The sequence below is a fragment of the Pseudomonas sp. P1_C12 genome (assembly GCF_056406435.1).
Window position 1 is genome coordinate 169,630 of the sequence record NZ_JBFUAE010000008.1, and the last position, 20,369, is coordinate 189,998.

Consider the following 20,369-nt stretch of genomic DNA (forward strand, 5'->3'; position numbering starts at 1 on the left):
GTGAGGGCTGCGGAACAAATGGCGTAGTACGTTTCGTACTCAGGCCAAATCAATCTGAACCCCTCCCTCCGGTTGGAAATCCAATGGATGTAAAGATTGGGTTCTGCAGAGCCCGGGAGTCGTCATCATGAAATACCTCCATACACTCCTGTTGCCCCTCACCGCTGTAGGCGTACTGATGTTTCCAGCGATGTCACTTGCCGCCAGCCTTGAGCCCATCGACAGCTCGGGGGTGCAGGTGCAAAGCCATGAGCAAAACGGCATCGCCTACCTGTCCGGTGGTATCGGCGAGGATGAGTCCAAGGCCATCCAGCAGACCACCGGCTATAACCTGCACATGACGTTCTCTGTTGGGACGGAAAATAAATACATTCCTGACGTGAAGGTAGTTATTCAGAAAGCCCCGGGGCAGACCGTGCTGACGCTCAATGACGCCGGTCCGCTGGTTTACGTGAATCTGCCTGCCGGTAAATACACGGTCATTGCGACGCGCAACGGCGAAACACGGCAGGACGTTGTCGATGTTGGCAGTGGTGCAGCCCGTAACCTGGTTTTCCACTGGAATGATGCGAGTTAACGAGAGCTCTAAACCCTGGGTCCTGCGACTCAGGGTTTTTCGTTATTAACACCCGCGTACGCTTGGATGAGTGCAACGCGTAAAGGGTTGGTTTCTACGCTCAGCAGCTTGATGGCCAAGGCGCAGCAGACCACGATCAACATGGGTTTGATCAACCGTGGTCCGACCCGGACAGCGGCCCGTGCACCCAATTGAGCGCCGACGAAGGCTGCCAAAGCCATGGCAATGGCTACCGGCCAGATAATCACACCTTTGGTGATAAAGACCGACAGAGAGCCGAGATTGCATGAGGCGTTGGCAAGTTTGGTAAAGCTCATGGCCCGCATCATGCCCAAGCCGCAGAGCAGTACGAATCCGACGATAAAGAAAGAGCCCACACCAGGGCCAAATATACCGTCGTAGAAGCCAAGAATCGGCGCAACGCTAAACGAAAAAAGCAGAATGCCGATTCTCTTGCGTCGATCTTCATTGGCCAGCTTTGGAGAGAGCGCAAAATAGATGGCTACCAGGATCAGCATGATAGGTACGCAAACTTCCAGATAGCGCTTATCAATAGAGCTGACCAGCAAGGCACCACTGGCGCCGCCAATAAATCCGCAGATAACCAGGAAACGGCCTTCGCGCCACTCGATCATTCCTTTGCGAGCAAAGGTTACAGTTGCCGAAACAGTTGCCGAAGCGGCCTGGAACTTGTTCGTGGCAATCGCACTGATGGGGTCCATCCCAGCCAGAAAAAGTGCAGGCAATGTTATCAGCCCGCCCCCACCTGCAATGGCATCAAAAAAACCGGCGCAGAACGCCACGAGCGCCAATAGGCTAATTACATCCCAAGACATCCCAATCCCTCTTTTACAATTATTGGCAAGTCATCCGTGTGACTGGCCACTCAACAGTCAGGGCGTGTGGCAAACGTCAGCCCTGCAGCCTCAACGGGTCTTCTGAAATAACGATAGGAGACGAAAATTTCGACAGGCCAAAAATGCCCATTCTGTGCAAACCGACGATCAGCGTATGTCATCCAATTCCGTTAAAGCATACGGAACGCTCCGACAAACCAAGAGACTGCCAGGAAGGGCCGATTTCCAATGTCTGAAATTTTTTGTGGACTCAGCCCCGGCAGCCATTACGGGCACTTGCTGGCGTGGCGAGAGGAGGTGGGAATTGTCGCTTCGATGGTGACTGGAGCAGTGCTTCGTCAAATCGCAGGCATAAAAAAACCCTTAATCTTGCGATTCAGGGTTTTCGGTATTTGGTGCCCAGAGACGGAATCGAACCGCCGACACGGGGATTTTCAATCCCCTGCTCTACCGACTGAGCTATCTGGGCAACGGGGCGCATTAAACGGGTTTTTCAGGGGGTCGTCAAGCAAGTTTTCAAAAAAAATTTAATTATTACCGTCGCTTACGTTCCGACCCCCGATAACTCGGGGTTATTCCGACGGCGGCACGTAGCCTTCGGCCTTGGCGTAATCCTCGCCGGAGAAGTACTTGTCCATCTCGCCCTGAAGATATTTGCGGTCTTCGGCGTTCATCATGTTCAGGCGTTTTTCGTTGATCAGCAGGGTCTGGTGTTTCTGCCAGTCGGCCCAGGCCTTTTGCGAGACGTGGTCAAAAATGTCCTGGCCTTTGGCGCCCGGGAACGGAGCGCGTTCCAGGCCTGGCAATTCTTCTTTGTACTTGCGGCACATGATGGTGCGGGTCATGACGACTCTCCTGCGTTCAATACGGCGGCCGCGCGTTCGAGCAAGGTTTTGACCGGGGCGGCAAGGCCCAGGCGCGGCGGGGTGGCGAGGTTATACCAGAGCCAGTCAGCCTCGGCCACGTGATGGCCGGACTCCTGGACCTGAACCAGCCAGGGTTCGATGGATAACTGAAAATGGCTGAAGGTGTGCACCAGGCTCGGCAATGCCTGTTGGGTGCCCAGTTCCAGCGAGTGCTGCGATGCCAGATGCGGCAGGTCGTCGAGGCCGTCGAGTTCCGGCAGGCTCCACAGACCGCCCCACAGGCCCGTGGACGGGCGACGGTAAAGCAGGATCGCGCCCTCGCCGTTGGCGAGCATCGGCATCAATGTGCGTTTCTGCGGGATGGCTTTGCGCGGCTTGGGGATCGGGTAGCGGGTTTCCAGGCCGAGCATGTGCGCCTCACAGCCCTTTTCCAGCGGGCACAGCAGGCAGCTCGGTTTGCTGCGGGTGCAGAGCGTGGCGCCCAGGTCCATCATCGCCTGGGTGTAGGCGTTGACGCGGGTCTGCGGTGTAAAGCGCTCAGCGTTGGCCCAGAGCTGTTTGGCGACCTTCGGCTCGCCGGGGTAGCCCTCTTGTGCGGTAAATCGCGCCAGCACCCGTTTGACGTTGCCGTCGAGGATCGGCGCGCGCAGGCCCATGCTGATGCTGGCAATGGCGCCAGCGGTGGACAGGCCGATCCCCGGCAGATCAGTGAGTTTTTCCACGTCCCGGGGAAATTCGCCGCCGTACTGCTCGACGACGATTTTCGCGGTCTTCTGCAAATTGCGCGCGCGGGTGTAGTAACCCAGGCCCGTCCACAGGTGCAGCACTTCGTCTTCCGGTGCCGCCGCCAGGGCTTCGACCGTTGGCAACGAGGCCATGAAACGGTCGAAGTAGTTCAGCACGGTGCTGACCTGGGTCTGCTGCAACATGATTTCCGAGACCCATACCCGATACGGGTTGATGTCCTGCTGCCAGGGAAAATCGTGACGGCCGTGGCGGTCGAACCAGTCCAGCACCGCCGTTGAAAACTGCTCGGCTCTCATCGCTTGAACAGCTCCTTGAGCGCGTCTTTGAGTTTCGGGTTGACCTTGTCGCCCCATTTCTCGTCGATTTTTTCGCTGATCCTGTCGCCAGCCAGTTTGGCCGCGACCTGGCTCATGCGGTCGTTATCCAAACGGCAAGCCTTGGCGCCCAGCTCCAGCGGGCCGCGGCAGCGCAGTGGCCACTCGATGCCGACAAACTTGTCGCCGACCTGACAGGCCGGGTCCGGCATGGCGCTGGTATCGCCTTCGACGATGATGCCGACGCGGTAGTCCATGCCCAGCACTCGCAGATCGATGTCACCGTCACCGTTGACGGTCATGCCCGGGATGCGCACTTTCAGGTCGGGGTTGCTGGCCACGCCGTTACGCAAGGTCAGGTTGCCCTTGAGCTCCTGGAACGGTGTGTCCTTGCCCCGCGGCTCGCCGCTGAGGGATTTGCGGTTGAGCGTGGCAATGCCTTTGCACAGCTGTTGCTCAAGGTTGGCGTTGAGCAGCACGCCATTGTTGATGACGAAACTGGCGTTGCCGTTGAGGGTTTCGATCAACGCTTTCTGGCTGTTGCCGCTGCCGGTCAGGCTGCTGTTGAGCGTGACCAGGCCTTTGACCGGCGGGTTCTTGCCCTGGCTTTCGAGGATTTTTTCTGCCGGTACCCGGCTGATTTTCGTCTGCAGGTTCAGCGCCGGCACTGGCTGGCGTACATCGAGCGTGCCGGTGGTTTCGAAGTTGCCCTCGTACAGGTCGCCGCGCAGGTTGGCCAGTGTCAGCAGGCCGCCCTGGCCGGTGGCCTTGAGCGCAGCGTTATTGATCGGCAGTTTTTGCAGGGTCAACTGGCCGAAGGTCAGGTCGGCGTCCACATCGAGCTTGCTCAAGCGTTCCACGGGCAACAGGCGTTCGTTGCTCCACGCGTCCTTGGTCGGCGCGGGTGGCAATGGAGTGCTGCCCGCGCCGGCCATGGCATTGGCTTCGGTGCTGGCGACTTCGGCTTGACGCACTTGTGTCGCGCTATTGGCCTCGGCGGATTTCGGTGGCAGGTAACGGTCGACGTTGAAGGTGTCGGCCTTGAGTGCTGCGCGCAACGATTGCTTGGCGAAGTCTTCGACGGCGATACGGCCGCTGAAGGTGCTGTCGTCGACTTTCAGGTTGAGGTCGTCGAGCGCCAGGCTGGTCGGTGTCGCTGCCAATCGGCTGACCAGCTCGACTTTGCTCAGGCTGCCTTCGGCCATGGCCGGGAGCTTCTGGCCGATACTGTCGACGAATTTCGCCAGGTCGAACTGGGCAATCGAGATGCCGCCGCTGACTTGTGGGGTCTTGTCGAGGTCGTTGACCTTCAGTTCACCCAGTGCCCGCAGTTGGTTGGCGGAGATCTTGATACCAGTCCATTCGGCAACGTTGGCGGCCTTGTCCAGCACCAGCTGGCCCTGGGCGGAGAACGTCATGGTCTTGCCCTGCAATGGGTCGCCGGTCACTTCACCGGACAACTTCATGTCTTCGAGTTGATAGCGCTGCAGTGCGCGTGCGATGCGCACCTCACCATTGAGCTCGGTACGCACACGCAATGCCGGCTGGTTGGCTGACAGGAAAGCCGTGAGCTTGAGCGGAATGTTGACGGAGTCGTGAACCGCACCGGTGCTCAACTGAATGCTTTCGGCGCTGAAGCTCTTGCCGGTTCGTTCGTCGGTGTATTCAACCCGTGCGTTGTTCACGGTCAGGCTGTCGATGTCCAGGCGAATCGGTTGCGGCGGTTTTTCCGCCGCGACGCTGGCTTCGGGCGCAGGTTCGCCAGCGGCCGGCGGGGTGCTGGTCGCGTCGGTATTGGCCGGTGCCGGCAGCTTGCCGACGTCTTGCCAATTGCCGTGACCGTCCTTGTCGCGGTTCAGGCGCAGGTTCAGGCCCTCGACGCGCACGTCGCTCATCTGCACTTCACGGCGCAGCAGCGGCAGTACGCGCACCGACAGTCCGAGCATCTGCAAGTCGGCAAACGGCTCGGCAGGCTTGATCAGGGTCGCCACACTGGCGTCGTGCAGCTCCAGGCCCAGCCACGGGAACAGGCTCCAGCCGATATCGCCATTGAGCGTCAGCTCGATGTGGGCCTTGTCGCGGGCAATCTGGCGAATCTCGTCTTTGTAGTCGTTGGGATCGAAGAGGTGGGTCAGGGCAAAGCCCAGCGCCACAATGATCAGCAACAGCCCCAGAAGTACCAGACCCAGGATTTTGCCGAACGCTTTCATGGGCGAGTCCTTGTAATTAGTCGAATTCAAAATTTAGCCGAGGAGTATAGCGCCCCCGAACAGACGACCGGTCAGTGATCACGCCGGCAATACATCCAGCGGCAGTTTCAGCTTGGCGGCCAGTGCCTGTGCCTCCAGATGCCCGGCAGGCGCGAGCAAGCGCAGGGTCATGCCCGATTGCGCGGCCATTTTCTGGGCTTCGGCGACCAGTCGCTCGGCAACACCACGGCGACGGGTAATTTTTCGCACACATATTTGGGACAAGTGCCAGGCGTCTTGGTGCCTTTGCAGGCGGGCCGCGCCCAGCAGGCGATCGTTGAAGCGTCCGGCGATCAGTGTGCCGTCGCGCAAACAGTCTTCGATCAACTGCGCGGCCCCTGAAAAAGGGGCGAACAGCCAGTCCGGGGCGTCGCAGTAGATCTTCTGCAGATCCTGCCGATCCTGGGCAGTGGCTTGGTTTAGCGGCTCGACAATGATCGGCATGGTGATTCCTGTGAGGTCATGAAACGATGGAGATCAGATGACGTACAAAAGGTGATGTCAGTTTGGATTTTCTGTCACTTGCAGATGGTAACCTTTGCCCGTTCGTCCGTCCTTCTGCGACCTGTTGTCGCACAACAAGGTGCTCCACCAAAAAAAACGGTCATGCCTGCGTGCATCAAGGCCGGGAGTGAACCGTGGCTGGCGAACCCTACTGATAATTGGGGGATACACAATGACCACGAGCATCACGGCGGACGGCTTCAGCGCCGACCAGCCTGCGTTCCTGTCCAAGGAACGGATCATCGCCAAGCCCGGTTTCAACCGTTGGCTGGTGCCACCGGCCGCGTTGGCCATCCACCTTTGCATCGGCATGGCCTACGGCTTTTCGGTGTTCTGGTTGCCGCTGTCCAAGGCGCTGGGCATCACCGCTCCAGTGGCCTGCGCACCCGACATGAGTTTTATCGCACAAGTCTTTTCGTCCCAGTGTGACTGGCCGATCTCGATGCTCGGCTGGATCTACACCCTGTTCTTCATCTTCCTGGGATGCTCGGCCGCCATCTGGGGTGGCTGGCTGGAACACGCCGGACCGCGCAAGGCCGGTGTCGTATCGGCACTGTGCTGGTGTGGCGGCCTGCTGATTTCGGCGCTGGGGGTATACACCCACCAGATCTGGCTGATGTGGATCGGCTCCGGGGTCATTGGCGGTATCGGCCTGGGCCTGGGCTACATTTCGCCGGTGTCGACCCTGATCAAATGGTTCCCGGACAAGCGCGGCATGGCGACCGGCATGGCGATCATGGGCTTCGGCGGCGGCGCAATGGTCGGTGCTCCACTGGCAGCGGCGTTGATGGGGCATTTCGCTTCGCCAACCAGCGTCGGCGTGTGGCAGAGCTTCCTGGTGATGGCCGCGATCTACTTCGTGTTCATGATCGGTGGCGCATTGTCCTACCGCGTCCCACCAACCGGCTGGAAGCCTGAAGGCTGGACTGCCCCGGCGAAAAAAGCCTCGAACGCAATGATCACTCATCGTCATGTTCACGTGAATGTGGCCTGGAAGACGCCGCAGTTCCGTCTGGTGTGGTTGGTGCTGTGCCTGAACGTATCGGCCGGTATCGGCATCCTCGGCATGGCATCGCCGCTGTTGCAGGAAGTGTTCGGTGGCAAGTTGCTGGGCAATGACCTGGCATTCGGTCAACTCGATGCTTCACAACTGGCTTCGATTGCCGCCATTGCTGCCGGTTTCACCGGTTTGCTGAGTCTGTTCAACATCGGCGGGCGTTTCTTCTGGGCTTCGTTCTCGGATTACCTGGGCCGCAAAAACACCTACTTCGTGTTCTTTGCCCTGGGTTTTGCCCTGTACGCACTGATTCCGAACCTCGGCCACCTGGGCAACGTCGCGCTGTTCGTGGCCGCGTTCTGCATCATCCTGTCGATGTATGGCGGTGGTTTCGCGACGGTTCCGGCGTATCTGGCGGACCTGTTCGGTACGCAAATGGTCGGTGCGATCCACGGTCGCCTGTTGACCGCATGGGCGGCGGCGGGCGTGTTGGGTCCGGTGCTGGTGAACTACCTGCGTGAGTATCAGCTGAGCATCGGCGTCGAGCGCGCCGCCGCTTACGACATCACCCTGTACATCCTCGCCGGCCTGCTGGTGCTGGGTTTCCTGTGCAACCTGCTGGTGCGTCCGGTGGCGGACAAGTACTTCATGACCGACGCCGAACTGGCCGCCGAACAGGCGCTGGGCCATGACAAAGGTGCCGACAGCAGCACCGTGCTGGAGTGGAAAGCCGCGCCGGGCACCAAGCCGCTGGCGGTTGCGGCGTGGCTGGTGGTGGGCATTCCGTTGGCGTGGGGTGTTTGGGTGACCTTGCAGAAGACGGCAGTGCTGTTCCATTAAGAGCTTCTGTGCCTGACAGGGGTTGTGTCAGGCACATTTTGTTTCAATGCGAAAAGATCGCAGCCTTCGGCAGCTCCTACACCGACCGTAGGAGCTGCCGAAGGCTGCGATCTTTTGCTTGTGCGGACATGTACATCCTGACGACGCGGCGTTCACTCCGTCAGGGATATCACCTCGCGTGTTTCTGTTTGGCGCCCGCACGCCTATAATGGCTGCCTTTTTCGCCCAATGATTTTGCGGAGCTGGTGATGGCCGAACGTAAGGCGTCTGTCGAGCGCGACACTCTGGAAACCCAGATCAAAGCCTCGATCAACCTCGATGGCACCGGAAAGGCCCGATTCGATATCGGTGTTCCTTTTCTTGAGCACATGCTGGACCAGATCGCCCGTCACGGGCTGATCGACCTGGATATTGTCAGCAAGGGCGACCTGCATATCGATGACCACCATACGGTGGAAGACGTCGGTATCACCCTCGGCCAGGCGTTTGCCAAAGCCATCGGCGACAAAAAAGGCATCCGTCGCTACGGCCACGCCTACGTGCCGCTCGATGAAGCGCTGTCGCGCGTGGTGATCGACTTCTCCGGCCGTCCAGGCCTGCAGATGCATGTTCCGTACACCCGCGCCACCGTCGGTGGCTTCGACGTTGACCTGTTCCAGGAATTCTTCCAGGGCTTCGTCAACCATGCTTTGGTCAGCCTGCACATCGACAACCTGCGTGGCACCAACACCCACCACCAGATCGAAACCGTGTTCAAGGCTTTCGGCCGCGCCCTGCGCATGGCCGTCGAGCTCGATGACCGCATGGCCGGGCAAATGCCATCGACCAAGGGCGTCCTGTAATGCAGACAGTCGCGGTTATCGATTACGGCATGGGCAACCTGCACTCGGTGGCCAAGGCCCTCGAGCACGTCGGTGCCGGCAAGGTGCTGATCACCAGCGATGCGAACGTGATTCGCGAAGCCGACCGGGTGGTTTTCCCCGGCGTTGGCGCGATTCGCGACTGCATGGCGGAGATCCGTCGCCTCGGCTTCGATTCGCTGGTACGTGAAGTCAGCCAGGACCGTCCGTTCCTCGGCATCTGCGTGGGCATGCAAGCCTTGCTCGACACCAGCGAAGAGAACGACGGCGTCGACTGCATCGGCCTGTTTCCGGGGGCGGTGAAGTTCTTCGGCAAAGACCTGCATGAAGACGGCGAACACCTGAAAGTCCCGCACATGGGCTGGAACGAAGTGAAGCAGAAGGTCAGTCACCCGCTGTGGCACGACATTCCGGACCTGGCGCGGTTCTACTTCGTGCATAGCTACTACATCGCTGCCGCCAACGCGCGGCAGGTGGTGGGAGGCGGTCACTACGGTGTCGATTTCGCCGCAGCGCTGGCCGAAGGTTCGCGTTTCGCCGTGCAGTTCCACCCGGAGAAAAGCCATACCCATGGCCTGCAGTTGCTGCAGAACTTCGCTGCGTGGGACGGTCGCTGGTAAATGGCAATCAAGAAAAAGCCGCCGATTCTAACCCTCACTCCCGAGCAGGAGAGCGAGGCCAATCGCAAAATCAAGCGTTTCATGGAAGACCGCTTCGAACTCGACCTCGGCTCGTTCGAGGCGGCTGAGATTCTTGAGCTGTTTACCCGTGAAATTGCTCCGCATTATTACAACAGGGCGATTTTCGATGTGCAGGCGCACCTCAAAGAGAGGTTCGAAAGCATCGAAAGCGACCTGTGGGCGCTCGAGAAAAACTGATTTCCGAGCCAAGCTGAACATTCAAATTTGAAGGTTTGCCAGATGCTGATTATTCCCGCTATCGATCTTAAAGACGGTGCCTGTGTTCGTCTGCGCCAGGGCCGCATGGAAGATTCCACGGTGTTCTCCGATGACCCGGTGAGCATGGCTGCCAAGTGGGTGGAGGGCGGTTGCCGCCGTCTGCATCTGGTCGACCTGAACGGCGCGTTCGAAGGCCAGCCGGTCAACGGCGAAGTGGTGACGGCCATTGCCAGGCGCTACCCGAACCTGCCGATCCAGATTGGCGGCGGTATCCGTTCCCTGGAAACCATCGAGCACTACGTGAAAGCCGGCGTGAGCTACGTGATCATCGGCACCAAGGCCGTGAAAGATCCGGCCTTCGTTGCAGAAGCCTGCCGCGCGTTCCCGGGCAAGGTGATCGTCGGCCTGGACGCCAAGGACGGTTTCGTTGCTACCGACGGTTGGGCTGAAATCAGCACCATCCAGGTGATCGACCTGGCCAAGCAGTTCGAAGCCGACGGCGTGTCCGCCATCGTTTATACCGACATTGCCAAAGACGGCATGATGCAGGGCTGCAACGTACCGTTTACCGCCGCACTGGCTGCCGCAACAAAGATCCCGGTGATCGCTTCGGGCGGCATCCACAACCTGGGTGACATCAAGACCCTGCTCGACGCCAAAGCGCCAGGCATCATCGGCGCCATTACCGGCCGTGCGATCTACGAAGGCACCCTCGATGTCGCTGAAGCGCAAGCTTTCTGCGATTCGTACAAAGGCTGAGGAAACGACCATGGCCCTGGCCAAACGCATCATCCCTTGCCTGGACGTGGACAACGGCCGGGTGGTCAAGGGTGTGAAGTTCGAAAACATCCGCGACGCCGGTGACCCGGTGGAAATTGCTCGTCGCTACGACGAGCAGGGCGCCGACGAGATTACCTTTCTCGACATCACCGCCAGCGTCGACGGCCGCGACACCACGCTGCACACCGTCGAACGCATGGCCAGCCAGGTGTTCATCCCACTGACCGTGGGCGGTGGCGTGCGTACCGTGCAGGACATCCGCAACCTGCTCAATGCTGGCGCAGACAAGGTTTCGATCAACACCGCCGCGGTATTCAACCCGGAATTCGTTGGCGAAGCCGCACAGCATTTCGGTTCGCAATGCATAGTGGTAGCCATCGATGCGAAGAAGGTTTCCGCTCCGGGCGAAACTCCGCGCTGGGAAATCTTCACCCATGGCGGTCGCAAGCCAACCGGTCTCGACGCCGTTGAGTGGGCGAAGAAAATGGAAGGCCTGGGTGCCGGTGAGATCCTTCTGACCAGCATGGACCAGGACGGCATGAAAAACGGCTTCGACCTGGGCGTCACCCGCGCCATCAGCGATGCGCTGGGCATTCCGGTGATTGCCTCCGGCGGTGTAGGCAACCTGCAGCACCTGGCCGACGGCATTATCGAAGGCCACGCCAGTGCGGTACTGGCGGCAAGTATTTTCCACTTCGGCGAATACACCGTGCAGGAAGCCAAGGCCTATATGGCCCATCGCGGAATAGTGATGCGCTAAACATACAGGCTAGTGGACATCATGGCGGGCCCAAGGCACTCTTGGGTACGCCATGGATTTCGGTAGCCAGACATGCTTAAACGCTTTCTACTCGTTCTCGCCAGCGCTTCTCTGTTGCTCATTAACGGGGCACATGCTGCAGACCATTCCGATACCGACCTGGTGTTGCTGACGGAAAACTTCCCGCCATACAACATGGCGAAGAACGGCAAGAACTTCGCTCAGGACGAGAACATCAATGGCATCGCCACCGATATCGTCCGCGAGATCTTCAAGCGCGCCGACATTACCTACAGCCTGACGCTACGTTTCCCTTGGGAGCGAATCTACAAACTCACCCTGGAAAAACCCGGTTACGGCGTATTCGTCATGGCGCGGTTACCGGATCGCGAGAAGCTGTTCAAATGGGTCGGTCCGATTGGCCCGGACGACTGGATCATGCTGGCCAAGGCTGACAGCAAGATCACCCTCGAAACCTTGAATGACGCGCGCAAGTACAAGATCGGCGCCTACAAGGGCGACGCCATTGCCGAGACCCTGGCCAAGCAAGGCCTCAACCCGATCGTTGTGCTGCGTGATCAGGACAACGCGAAAAAACTGGTCAACGGCCAGATTGACCTGTGGGCCACCGGTGACCCGGCCGGACGCTATCTGGCGCGCCAGGAAGGGGTTAACGGGTTGAAAACCGTACTGCGTTTCAACAGTGCCGAACTGTACCTGGCACTGAACAAGAATGTGCCGGACGAGACGGTGGCCAAGCTCCAGGCGGCGCTGGACCAGATGCGCAAGGAAGGTCGGGTGGATGAGATCATGGCGCAGTATCTCTAACTGCACACCCCCCTGTAGGAGCTGGCTTGCCAGCGATGGCGGCCGCAAAGGCAATGCAGTATTCAAGACCGCTTCGCCGGCAAGCCGGCTCCTACAGTGATTTGGTCAGTTACAGACTTAGCGGTACACCCCATCCTTGCCATGCGCCGCCGTCGCCCGATTGCCGCGCACACTGATCATCTGCCGGATATCAATCCACTCGATCCCCTGAGCCTTGAGCTTGGGTAATTCGCGTTCCAGCACCGCCAGGGTCTGCGGATACGGATGCCCGATCATCACCGCCGAACCTTGCTTGCGTGCCAGGCTGATAGCCGTCTGTAGCTGAGTGAAGATCACTGCTTCAGTGCGCTCATCGTCCAGAAACACATCCCGCGAAACACTCGCCAGACCGATCTTCTGCGCTTGGGCAGCGGCCACGGTCTGGGCGCTGGTGCGGCTGTCGACGAAGAATTTATGCCGGCGTTGCAAATCGGCCATCAACCACGCCATGGCCGCTGGTTGTGCGGTCATGCGGCTGCCCATGTGGTTGTTGATGCCGCTGGTGTACGGGACCATTTTGAACGCGGCGTTCAGGCGTTTTTCCAGCTCCTCGACGGGCAGCTCGGGATGCCAGGCGAACGGTCCGGTGGCCGGATCCATAGGCATGTGCAGAATGACGATCTTGCCGGCGCGATGGGCTTCGCGGGCGAATTCGGTGGCGTGGGGTGTGTCGGGCATGATTGCCGTGGTCACCGGGCCGGGCAGGGCCAGCACGCGGCGATCCCGGGGCAGGTTCTGCCCCAGGTCATCGATGATCAGACTCAGGTAGGCTTTGTGGGGTGTCGATCCGGCGGGTTCTGCGTTAGCAACACCCGCCAGACAACACAACAGCCCGATCAGCAACCGCAGAAGCATCTCAACGGCCGGATGTGATGCTCAGCCCTTTGAGCAGGCTCAGGGCCTGGGCCAACTGATAGTCGTCGTCCTGCGGCATCGGCTTGCCTTTGCCGCTGGAACCGGTCGGTTTGTCGGCGCCGCCGTTGCCATTGCCCAGGTGGCCCTGCAAGTCGGCTTCCTTGAAGTAGTCGCCGTCTTGCTCGCTGGTGATCTTGGCCTTGCGCACTTCGATGTCCGGGACGATGCCCTGGGCCTGGATGGAGCGGCCGTTCGGTGTGTAATACAACGCCGTGGTGATCTTCAATGCGCGCTCGTTGTTGAGCGGCAGAACCGTCTGTACCGAGCCCTTGCCGAAACTGGTGGTGCCCATCAGCACGGCGCGTTTCTGGTCCTGCAGGGCGCCGGCGACAATTTCCGAAGCCGAAGCGCTGCCGCCGTTGATCAGCACGACCATTGGCACGGCTTCGCTTTCGTCCTTGCCGGTGGCAGAGAAGCGCAGCTCGGAGTTGGCAATACGGCCCTTGGTGTAAACGATCAGGCCCTTGGTGATGAAGTGGTCGACCACTTCGACCGCCGCCTGCAACACCCCGCCCGGGTTGTTGCGCAGGTCGAGAATGATGCCCTTGAGTTTCTTGCCGTTGTCCTTGCGCAGCTTGGCCAGGGCCTTGGAAACCTCTTCGCCGGTCTTGACCTGGAACTGGGTGATGCGGATATAGCCGTAGCCCGATTCCAGCAACTGGCTCTTCACGCTCTTCACCTGAATGACGGCGCGGGTCAGGGTCACGTCGAACGGTGTGCCGCCGTCGCGTACCAGGGTCAGGGTGATTTTCTGGCCGATCTTGCCGCGCATCTTGTCCACGGCTTCGGTCATGCTCTGGCCACGGGTTGGCTGACCGTTGATCTTGACGATGAAGTCACCGGCCTGGATGCCGGCCTTGGAGGCCGGGGTGTCATCGATGGGCGAAACCACCTTGATGAAGCCGTCTTCGGCGCCGACTTCGATACCCAGGCCACCGAATTCCCCGCTGGTGCTTTCCTGCAACTCGGCGAAATCTTCAGGGCCGAGGTAGGCCGAATGCGGATCGAGATTGCTGAGCATGCCCTTGATGGCGTTTTCCAGCAGGGTCTTGTCGTCCACCGGTTCGACATAAGCGGCTTTGATCCGGTCCATCACCTCGGCAAAGGTGCGCAATTCATCCAGCGGCAGTGGCGCCTTGGTGGTCGCAGCAGTGCCCGCAGGCGCAACCGCCGGGGCTGGTTGAGCGGCAAACGCCAGAGGCGCGCCGATCACCAGGGCGATCGTCAGGGCCAGCGAGGTAAGGCGGGACAAATGCAGCATGTCGAACGAACTCCTAATAGGTCGTGGTGACGTTTAATAGCGGATCGCGTTGGAGCTGTGAGCGTGCGATGCAAGGCGTGAGACGCAGGTAAGGGTTGTTTCCTTGCCAAGTCTCACAACGCAGCAGCGCGCGCTCACAGCTCCAACCCGGAGGGCCGTTCCCCGGAAGGCGCAATACGTCGTTATTCGTCGTTCATTTGAAGCAACCAAACCTCACTCCTCATGCCTAGTCTTGCGCCTTCCGGGGAGCGGCGCGAACCGCTATTAAACGTCACCACGACCTACGGTAACTCAACGCCTATCCTTGCGCGTGGCACCATTGCGCTGGGTCACTCGGGTGACCCAGCTGACGAATTGCGAAATACAGCGCTGGTGTGTCCTGCCCGCCACTGTTACCGACAGTGGAAATAGGCTCACCGGCTTTTACAACGTCACCCGCAGACTTGAGCAGCGTCTGGTTGTGACCGTACAGACTCAAATAACCATTGCCGTGGTCGAGAATCACCAGCAACCCGGCGCCACGCAACCAGTCGGCGAACACCACGCGACCACCGTGCACGGCATGTACCGCGCTGCCGGCAGACGCGCCGATCATCACGCCGTCCCACTTGGTCCGGGCATCGTCGCCACGGCTTTCACCGAAACGCGCCAGCAGTCGACCATCGACAGGCCAGGGAAGTTTGCCGCGGGTTGATGCAAACGGGCCGCCAAAGGTCTCGCCGGAACTGGAAACCAGTGCGCCTGGTGTCGATCTGACCGGTTTGCGTGGGGCGTCGTCGCTGGCATCCGCCTGCGCCTGGGCCTCACGTAAACGCTTTTTTTCGGCTTCCTGCTGGGCAATCAGCGCTTTTTGCCGCGCTTCTTCTGCCTCACGGGCCTGGCGGGCAAGAGTTTCTTCAATGGTTTTAAGGACTTTAGACAGGTCTGCCTGATCCTGCTCGCGAGCCGCCAGTTTCTGATCGCGAGCCTTTACGTCGTCATTGAGTTTGGCCAGGACTTGCTGGCGCTCCTGGCGAACTTTCTCGAGTTCGCCACGCCGGGTGTCGAGGCTACTTTGCTGCACCAGCAATTGCGCCTGCTGCATGGTGATATCTTTCTCGACATTGGACAGTTGGCGCAGGGTTTCGTTGAAATTCTTCAGCTGCTCCAGGCGAGCCTGGCTCAGGTAGTCGTAATAGGTAAGGGTGCGGGCGAATCTTTCCGGATTCTGCTGGTTGAGCAGCAGCTTGAGGTATTCCTGGCGACCGTTCTGATAGGCGGCCCGGGCCTGAATGGCGATCAGTCGTTGCTGTTCAATGCGCGCGCTCTGGAGTTTTTTTTTCTCTGCATCGAGGCGCTGTAGCTCGGCTTCGCTTTTCTTCAGCTCTTTTTGCAGGGCTTCGACCTGCTTCTCGAGCTTGCCCATTTCGGTTTCGGTGCCCTTGAGCTCTTTCTGCACACCGGACTTCTCTTCCTGCAGCTTGCCCAGCAGTTTCTTCAACTCGGCAATGTCCTGACGCGTGGCGTCCAACTGTTGTTGGGTGTCTGCGCGCTCGTCAGCAAAGGCCGGTTGGAGCAGGCAAGTCAGAGCTAGGGCTATCAGGACGCGAAGCATAGGGGCGGGCGGCACCAGGGAAAGGGACGGCCTAGTATGCCCGCCATGGGCGGCAAAAAAAATGCCCATTTCTGACTGTGTGATGACTGGATCGAAGTTACCTCTGAAAACACCCCAAAACCACTGTGGGAGCGAGCCTGCTCGCGATGGCGTCCTGACATTCAACGGGTTGGTTGGCTGTCAGATTGCTATCGCGAGCAGGCTCGCTCCCACAGGGTATTGGGGTGTTTGAGCGGTCGGATTACACCAGAATCGAAGTCCCGGTCATTTCCACCGGTTGCTCAAGGCCCAGCAACTTCAGCATGGTCGGCGCCACGTCCGCCAGCACACCGCCTTCGCGGACCTTCAGGTCGCGCTTGCCGACATAGATGAATGGCACCGGCTCGGTGGTGTGCGCAGTGTGCGCCTGGCCAGTGGTCTCATCGGACATTTGCTCGACGTTACCGTGGTCAGCCGTGATCAGCGCTTCGCCACCGACCTTTTCAAGGGCGTCGACGATGCGACCCACGCACAGGTCCAGGCATTCAACGGCTTTGACCGCAGCTTCGAACACGCCGCTGTGGCCGACCATGTCGCCGTTGGCGTAGTTGACCACGATCACGTCGTAACGCTGGTTTTCGATGGCGTCGACGATGCGGTCGGTGACTTCCGGTGCGCTCATTTCCGGTTGCAAGTCATAGGTGGCGACTTTCGGCGACGGAATCAGGATGCGTTCTTCGCCCGGGAACGGTTCTTCGCGGCCGCCGGAGAAAAAGAAGGTCACGTGGGCATATTTTTCGGTTTCGGCGATGCGCAGCTGGGTCTTGCCGTTTTTCGCCAGGTAGTCGCCCAGCACGTTTTCCAGGCTGCCGGCAGCAAAAGCCGACGGCGCAGGAATACTGGCGGCGTATTGGGTCAGCATGACGAAACCGGCCAGTTTCGGCTGGCGGGCACGCTCGAACTCACAGAAGTTGTCTTCGACGAACACGCGGGTCAGTTCGCGGGCGCGGTCGGCGCGGAAGTTCATGAACACCACGGCATCGCCGTCTTCGACTTTCACCGGCTCGCCGATGGAGGTGGCTTTGACGAATTCGTCGCTCTCGCCACGCTCGTAGGCTGCTTGCAGGCCTTCCTGAGCGGTGGCGGCGTTGAATTCGCCCTGGCCATCGACAATCAGGTTGTAGGCCTGGGACACGCGGTCCCAACGGTTGTCGCGGTCCATGGCGTAGTAGCGGCCAATCAGGCTGGCGATCCGGCCTTTGCCCAGGGCCTGGAAAGTCGCGTCGAGCAGTTCGATCGACGACTGCGCGCTTTTTGGCGGAGTATCTCGGCCGTCGAGGAAGGCGTGCAGGTAGATGTTTTGCGCACCGCGCTTGAAGGCCAGTTCGGCCATGGCGATCAGGTGATCCTGGTGGCTATGCACGCCGCCATCGGACAGCAGGCCCATGAAGTGCACGGCTTTGCCGGCGGCGACGGCTTTGTCCACGGCCGCGCAGATGGTCGGATTCTCGAAGAACTCGCCGTCGCGGATCGATTTGGTGACGCGCGTGAAGTCCTGATACACCACGCGACCGGCGCCGAGGTTCATGTGGCCGACTTCGGAGTTGCCCATCTGGCCATCCGGCAGGCCGACGTCCATGCCGCTGCCCGAGATCAGGCCGTTCGGCACGGTGGCCCACAGGCGGTCCAGTACGGGCTTCTTCGCGGCGAAGATGGCGTTGGATTCAGGGCTCTCACTGTGACCGAAGCCGTCGAGAATGATCAGGACCAAAGGTTTAGGCGTGGTAGTCATGGAATCCACTCGTGGCTGAGGTAAAAGGGGTAATGGAAAAGGGAGTGGCAGTTTAAAGCGAAGTTCCGGCCACGTCACCGCCGGACGGGGTTTGGCCCACCATAGTGGCTGTGTATACTGGCCGACATTTTAACGCCCTGGAACCTCCTTCGATGGTTGCTCACCTGATTGAATTCGCCACTAACCACTACATTCTCGTCGGTATCTTTGTCGTATTGCTGGCGTTGCTGATTGCCTATCAAATGCAGGGCGGCGGCCGTAGCCTGAGCACCGGCGAACTGACCGGCCTGGTCAACAAGGACGCCGGCGTTGTGGTCGATATTCGTCCGAGCAAGGATTTCGCCGCCGGTCACATTGTCGGTGCGGTGAACATTCCCCAGGACAAACTGGCCGCCCGCGTTGGCGAACTGGAAAAGCACAAGGCCAAGACCATCATCCTGGTCGACGCCATGGGCCAGACCGCCGGCACCCACGCCCGCGAACTGATGAAATCCGGCTTCACCGCCGCCAAGCTGTCCGGCGGTATCTCCAGCTGGAAAGCCGACAATCTGCCGCTGGTGAAGTGATATGAGTAGCGTCGTCGTCTATTCCAGCGATTACTGCCCTTACTGCTCGCGAGCCAAGTACCTGCTCGAGAACAAAGGTGTGGCCTTCGAAGAGATCAAGGTCGATGGCAAGCCGCAGGTGCGCGCTGCGATGGCCCAGAAGGCCGGGCGTACGTCCGTGCCGCAAATCTGGATCGGCAGCACCCACGTGGGCGGTTGTGATGATTTGTTCGCCCTGGAGCGTGCCGGCAAGCTCGATGCGCTGCTCAGGGCCTGACGGTAATACCCCAAACAAGCAAACCTAAAAGAACCCTGGATCAAGAAGGATCTGCGATGACTGACCAACAGAACACTGCTGCGACCGAAGAAGAAACTGCACCGCAATTCTCCTTGCAGCGCATTTATGTGCGTGACCTGTCCTTCGAAGCTCCGAAAAGCCCGGCGATCTTCCGCCAGCAGTGGGAGCCGAGCGTCGGTCTGGATCTGAACACCCGTCAGAAGACGCTGGAAGCCGACTTCCACGAAGTCGTGCTGACCCTGTCGGTTACCGTGAAAAACGGTGACGAAGTGGCGTTCATCGCTGAAGTGCAACAGGCCGGGATCTTCCTGATCAAGAACCTGGATGACGCTTCGATGAGCCACACCCTGGGTGCGTTCTGCCCGAACATCCTGTTCCCGTACGCTCGTGAAACCCTGGACAGCCTGGTGACCCGCGGTTCGTTCCCGGCACTGATGCTGGCTCCGGTGAACTTCGATGCGCTGTACGCGCAAGAGCTGCAACGCATGCAGGCTGCTGGCGAGACTCCGACCGTTCAATAAAGAAGCTTCGTTTGGCCCATGAAAAAAGCGCCTTTGACGGCGCTTTTTTCATGGGGTAAACGAAACCGTTGCACGGCGATCCGAAATCCCCCTGTAGGAGCTGCCGAAGGCTCGGTCCTACATTGGGTCATGGTGTTATTTGAAGTCGTTCTGACGCCAGGCTTCGTACACGGCCACCGCCACGGTATTGGACAGGTTCAGGCTGCGGCAGCCCTCGCGCATCGGCAGGCGCAGGCGTTGCTCGCCGGGCAGGGCGTCCAGCACCTCGGCGGGCAAGCCCCGGCTTTCCGGACCGAACAGGAACGCATCGCCCGGGGCGAAGCTGGCGTCGTGGAACGGCCGCGAACCCTTGGTGGTGAAAGCGAACAGTCGTGGATGGCCGAGGCTTTCCAGGCAGCTGGCAAGGTCGGCATGGCGTTGCAGGGTGGCATACTCGTGGTAATCGAGGCCGGCCCGGCGCAGGCGCTTGTCGTCCATCTCGAAGCCCAGCGGTTCGATCAAATGCAGGTGGCAGCCACTGTTGGCGCACAGCCTGATAACGTTGCCGGTATTCGGCGGAATTTCTGGTTGGAAAAGGATGACGTGAAACATGCACGGCTCCGAAGGTAAAGATGACGCGCATTCTACGCCGCCAGAAGGCGTGCGTTCGAAACTATTCCTGCGGGTGATGGGCTCGCTGGCGATTGTCGGGGTGATGGTCGGGATGATGATCGGTCGGCTGACCACGCCAGACCCCAGCCAGTTGCAGCAGGTTGAGGTGACGAGCGATGGGCTGGTGGTGTGGTTCAACAACGAACCCAAGACCCACGGCGAGATGGTTGAGGGCAGTGTCGCGCTGCTGTTTGGCGCCGAGGGCAAGGCGCAGAAAGGCCAGCTCAAGCTCGGCGGCAAGGACGTGAACTGGCGGGTACGTTTGAGCGATGGGGGGGTGTTGCTGACACTGGTGGCGGCCCGGCCCCTGCAGGGCGAGTGGGCCGGTAGCGAGGTCGATGACCGCTGGCGGCTGGAGATCCATCTCCGGGAGCAATAAAAGAGGGAATCCCCGGCCTGCCTGTACCAAGGTTCCCGAAACGGGAGGCTCGTCGCGAGTGCGGTTTGAGCCTGGTGTAAAGAAGGAACCCCTGACCTGCCTGTATCAAGGGCCCCAAAACGGCTGGGCTCGTCGCGGATGCGGTGTGAGCCCGGTGTAAAGAGGGGAATCCCCGGCCTGCCTGTACCAAGGTCCCCGAAACCGGGTAGGTGAACTGATTCACTTGAAAGGGTTGTTGCAGGGGGCGTGCCAGGTTTTAACACTTCGGAACAAAAAATTGCTTTGGTGGGCTGAAAGCCCCGGAATTCGGGCCCTTC

The 20,369-nt window shown here is 59.8% G+C and carries 22 protein-coding genes and 1 tRNA gene; 12 read left to right on the forward strand and 11 right to left on the reverse strand.

Annotation, left to right across the window (positions count from 1 at the left end):
• Positions 1 to 127 precede the first annotated feature (127 nt).
• Complete coding sequence (locus AC1D19_RS16240; RefSeq protein WP_477763792.1) at positions 128 to 577, forward strand: carboxypeptidase regulatory-like domain-containing protein; 450 nt, start codon at positions 128 to 130, stop codon at positions 575 to 577.
• 29 nt (positions 578 to 606) lie between these two features.
• On the opposite strand, the gene AC1D19_RS16245 is transcribed toward AC1D19_RS16240, so the two are convergent.
• The 6 genes from AC1D19_RS16245 to panM form a co-directional block, all read right to left on the reverse strand.
• Positions 607 to 1,413 carry a TSUP family transporter gene (locus AC1D19_RS16245; protein WP_477763793.1) on the reverse strand — a complete coding sequence of 269 codons (807 nt, stop codon included), beginning with the start codon at positions 1,411 to 1,413 and terminating at the stop codon, positions 607 to 609.
• Between the two features lie 414 nt (positions 1,414 to 1,827).
• Positions 1,828 to 1,903 (reverse strand) — tRNA-Phe (locus tag AC1D19_RS16250).
• A gap of 103 nt (positions 1,904 to 2,006) precedes the next feature.
• A complete protein-coding gene (locus AC1D19_RS16255) occupies positions 2,007 to 2,279 on the reverse strand; it encodes an oxidative damage protection protein (RefSeq protein ID WP_007989188.1) in 273 nt (90 codons plus the stop codon).
• Positions 2,276 to 3,343, reverse strand: coding sequence for an A/G-specific adenine glycosylase (gene mutY / locus AC1D19_RS16260; protein ID WP_477763794.1), 1,068 nt, complete (start codon positions 3,341 to 3,343; stop codon positions 2,276 to 2,278). Before mutY ends, AC1D19_RS16255 begins: the two co-directional genes overlap by 4 nt.
• Positions 3,340 to 5,571, reverse strand: coding sequence for an AsmA family protein (locus AC1D19_RS16265; RefSeq protein ID WP_477763795.1), 2,232 nt, complete (start codon positions 5,569 to 5,571; stop codon positions 3,340 to 3,342). The genes mutY and AC1D19_RS16265 overlap by 4 nt, the downstream gene beginning before the upstream one ends.
• Positions 5,572 to 5,649: 78 nt before the next feature.
• Positions 5,650 to 6,054 (reverse strand): aspartate 1-decarboxylase autocleavage activator PanM, encoded by a 405-nt coding sequence (panM, locus tag AC1D19_RS16270; protein ID WP_008002903.1) that lies wholly within the window; start codon positions 6,052 to 6,054, stop codon positions 5,650 to 5,652.
• Between the two features lie 232 nt (positions 6,055 to 6,286).
• Between panM and AC1D19_RS16275 the strand changes: the two genes are divergently transcribed.
• The 7 genes from AC1D19_RS16275 (at position 6,287) to AC1D19_RS16305 (ending at position 12,078) form a co-directional block, all read left to right on the forward strand.
• Positions 6,287 to 7,951 carry an OFA family MFS transporter gene (locus AC1D19_RS16275; RefSeq protein WP_477752645.1) on the forward strand — a complete coding sequence of 555 codons (1,665 nt, stop codon included), beginning with the start codon at positions 6,287 to 6,289 and terminating at the stop codon, positions 7,949 to 7,951.
• Between the two features lie 248 nt (positions 7,952 to 8,199).
• Entirely contained in the window at positions 8,200 to 8,793 is a 594-nt protein-coding gene (gene hisB, locus AC1D19_RS16280) for an imidazoleglycerol-phosphate dehydratase HisB (RefSeq protein ID WP_003218037.1), read from the forward strand.
• A complete protein-coding gene (gene hisH / locus AC1D19_RS16285) occupies positions 8,793 to 9,431 on the forward strand; it encodes an imidazole glycerol phosphate synthase subunit HisH (protein WP_057712412.1) in 639 nt (212 codons plus the stop codon). Before hisB ends, hisH begins: the two co-directional genes overlap by 1 nt.
• Positions 9,432 to 9,689: a DUF2164 domain-containing protein gene (locus AC1D19_RS16290; protein WP_093227621.1), complete on the forward strand. Its 258-nt coding sequence runs from the start codon at positions 9,432 to 9,434 to the stop codon at positions 9,687 to 9,689.
• A gap of 42 nt (positions 9,690 to 9,731) precedes the next feature.
• Entirely contained in the window at positions 9,732 to 10,469 is a 738-nt protein-coding gene (gene hisA, locus AC1D19_RS16295; protein WP_020795736.1) for a 1-(5-phosphoribosyl)-5-[(5-phosphoribosylamino)methylideneamino]imidazole-4-carboxamide isomerase, read from the forward strand.
• Between the two features lie 10 nt (positions 10,470 to 10,479).
• Positions 10,480 to 11,250 carry an imidazole glycerol phosphate synthase subunit HisF gene (gene hisF / locus AC1D19_RS16300; RefSeq protein ID WP_110659523.1) on the forward strand — a complete coding sequence of 257 codons (771 nt, stop codon included), beginning with the start codon at positions 10,480 to 10,482 and terminating at the stop codon, positions 11,248 to 11,250.
• A gap of 72 nt (positions 11,251 to 11,322) precedes the next feature.
• The gene (locus AC1D19_RS16305; RefSeq protein WP_477763796.1) at positions 11,323 to 12,078 is read left to right on the forward strand and encodes a substrate-binding periplasmic protein; all 756 of its coding nucleotides are present in this window, start codon (positions 11,323 to 11,325) and stop codon (positions 12,076 to 12,078) included.
• Positions 12,079 to 12,195: 117 nt separating this feature from the next.
• Here AC1D19_RS16305 and AC1D19_RS16310 read toward each other — a convergent pair whose 3' ends face one another.
• From AC1D19_RS16310 to gpmI, 4 genes are all read right to left on the reverse strand, one after another.
• A complete protein-coding gene (locus AC1D19_RS16310) occupies positions 12,196 to 12,972 on the reverse strand; it encodes a divergent polysaccharide deacetylase family protein (protein WP_477763797.1) in 777 nt (258 codons plus the stop codon).
• Between the two features lies 1 nt (position 12,973).
• A complete protein-coding gene (locus AC1D19_RS16315; protein WP_477752642.1) occupies positions 12,974 to 14,293 on the reverse strand; it encodes a S41 family peptidase in 1,320 nt (439 codons plus the stop codon).
• A 298-nt stretch (positions 14,294 to 14,591) separates the two neighbouring features.
• A complete protein-coding gene (locus AC1D19_RS16320; protein ID WP_477752641.1) occupies positions 14,592 to 15,887 on the reverse strand; it encodes a murein hydrolase activator EnvC family protein in 1,296 nt (431 codons plus the stop codon).
• A 241-nt stretch (positions 15,888 to 16,128) separates the two neighbouring features.
• Entirely contained in the window at positions 16,129 to 17,658 is a 1,530-nt protein-coding gene (gpmI, locus tag AC1D19_RS16325) for a 2,3-bisphosphoglycerate-independent phosphoglycerate mutase (RefSeq protein WP_477763798.1), read from the reverse strand.
• A 152-nt stretch (positions 17,659 to 17,810) separates the two neighbouring features.
• On the opposite strand from gpmI, the gene AC1D19_RS16330 reads away from it, so the two are divergent.
• The 3 genes from AC1D19_RS16330 to secB are packed head-to-tail and all read left to right on the forward strand — an operon-like array spanning position 17,811 to position 19,022.
• On the forward strand, positions 17,811 to 18,224 hold the full coding sequence (locus tag AC1D19_RS16330) for a rhodanese-like domain-containing protein (RefSeq protein ID WP_007989216.1): 414 nt from the start codon (positions 17,811 to 17,813) through the stop codon (positions 18,222 to 18,224).
• A gap of 1 nt (position 18,225) precedes the next feature.
• On the forward strand, positions 18,226 to 18,480 hold the full coding sequence (grxC, locus tag AC1D19_RS16335; protein WP_008047737.1) for a glutaredoxin 3: 255 nt from the start codon (positions 18,226 to 18,228) through the stop codon (positions 18,478 to 18,480).
• Between the two features lie 56 nt (positions 18,481 to 18,536).
• Positions 18,537 to 19,022: a protein-export chaperone SecB gene (gene secB / locus AC1D19_RS16340; RefSeq protein WP_477763799.1), complete on the forward strand. Its 486-nt coding sequence runs from the start codon at positions 18,537 to 18,539 to the stop codon at positions 19,020 to 19,022.
• A gap of 135 nt (positions 19,023 to 19,157) precedes the next feature.
• Here the strand turns inward: secB and trmL are convergent, their stop codons facing one another.
• Entirely contained in the window at positions 19,158 to 19,613 is a 456-nt protein-coding gene (trmL, locus tag AC1D19_RS16345) for a tRNA (uridine(34)/cytosine(34)/5-carboxymethylaminomethyluridine(34)-2'-O)-methyltransferase TrmL (RefSeq protein WP_090452600.1), read from the reverse strand.
• Between trmL and AC1D19_RS16350 the strand changes: the two genes are divergently transcribed.
• On the forward strand, positions 19,612 to 20,052 hold the full coding sequence (locus AC1D19_RS16350) for a hypothetical protein (RefSeq protein ID WP_477752637.1): 441 nt from the start codon (positions 19,612 to 19,614) through the stop codon (positions 20,050 to 20,052). The genes trmL and AC1D19_RS16350 overlap by 2 nt on opposite strands.
• Positions 20,053 to 20,369 lie beyond the last annotated feature (317 nt).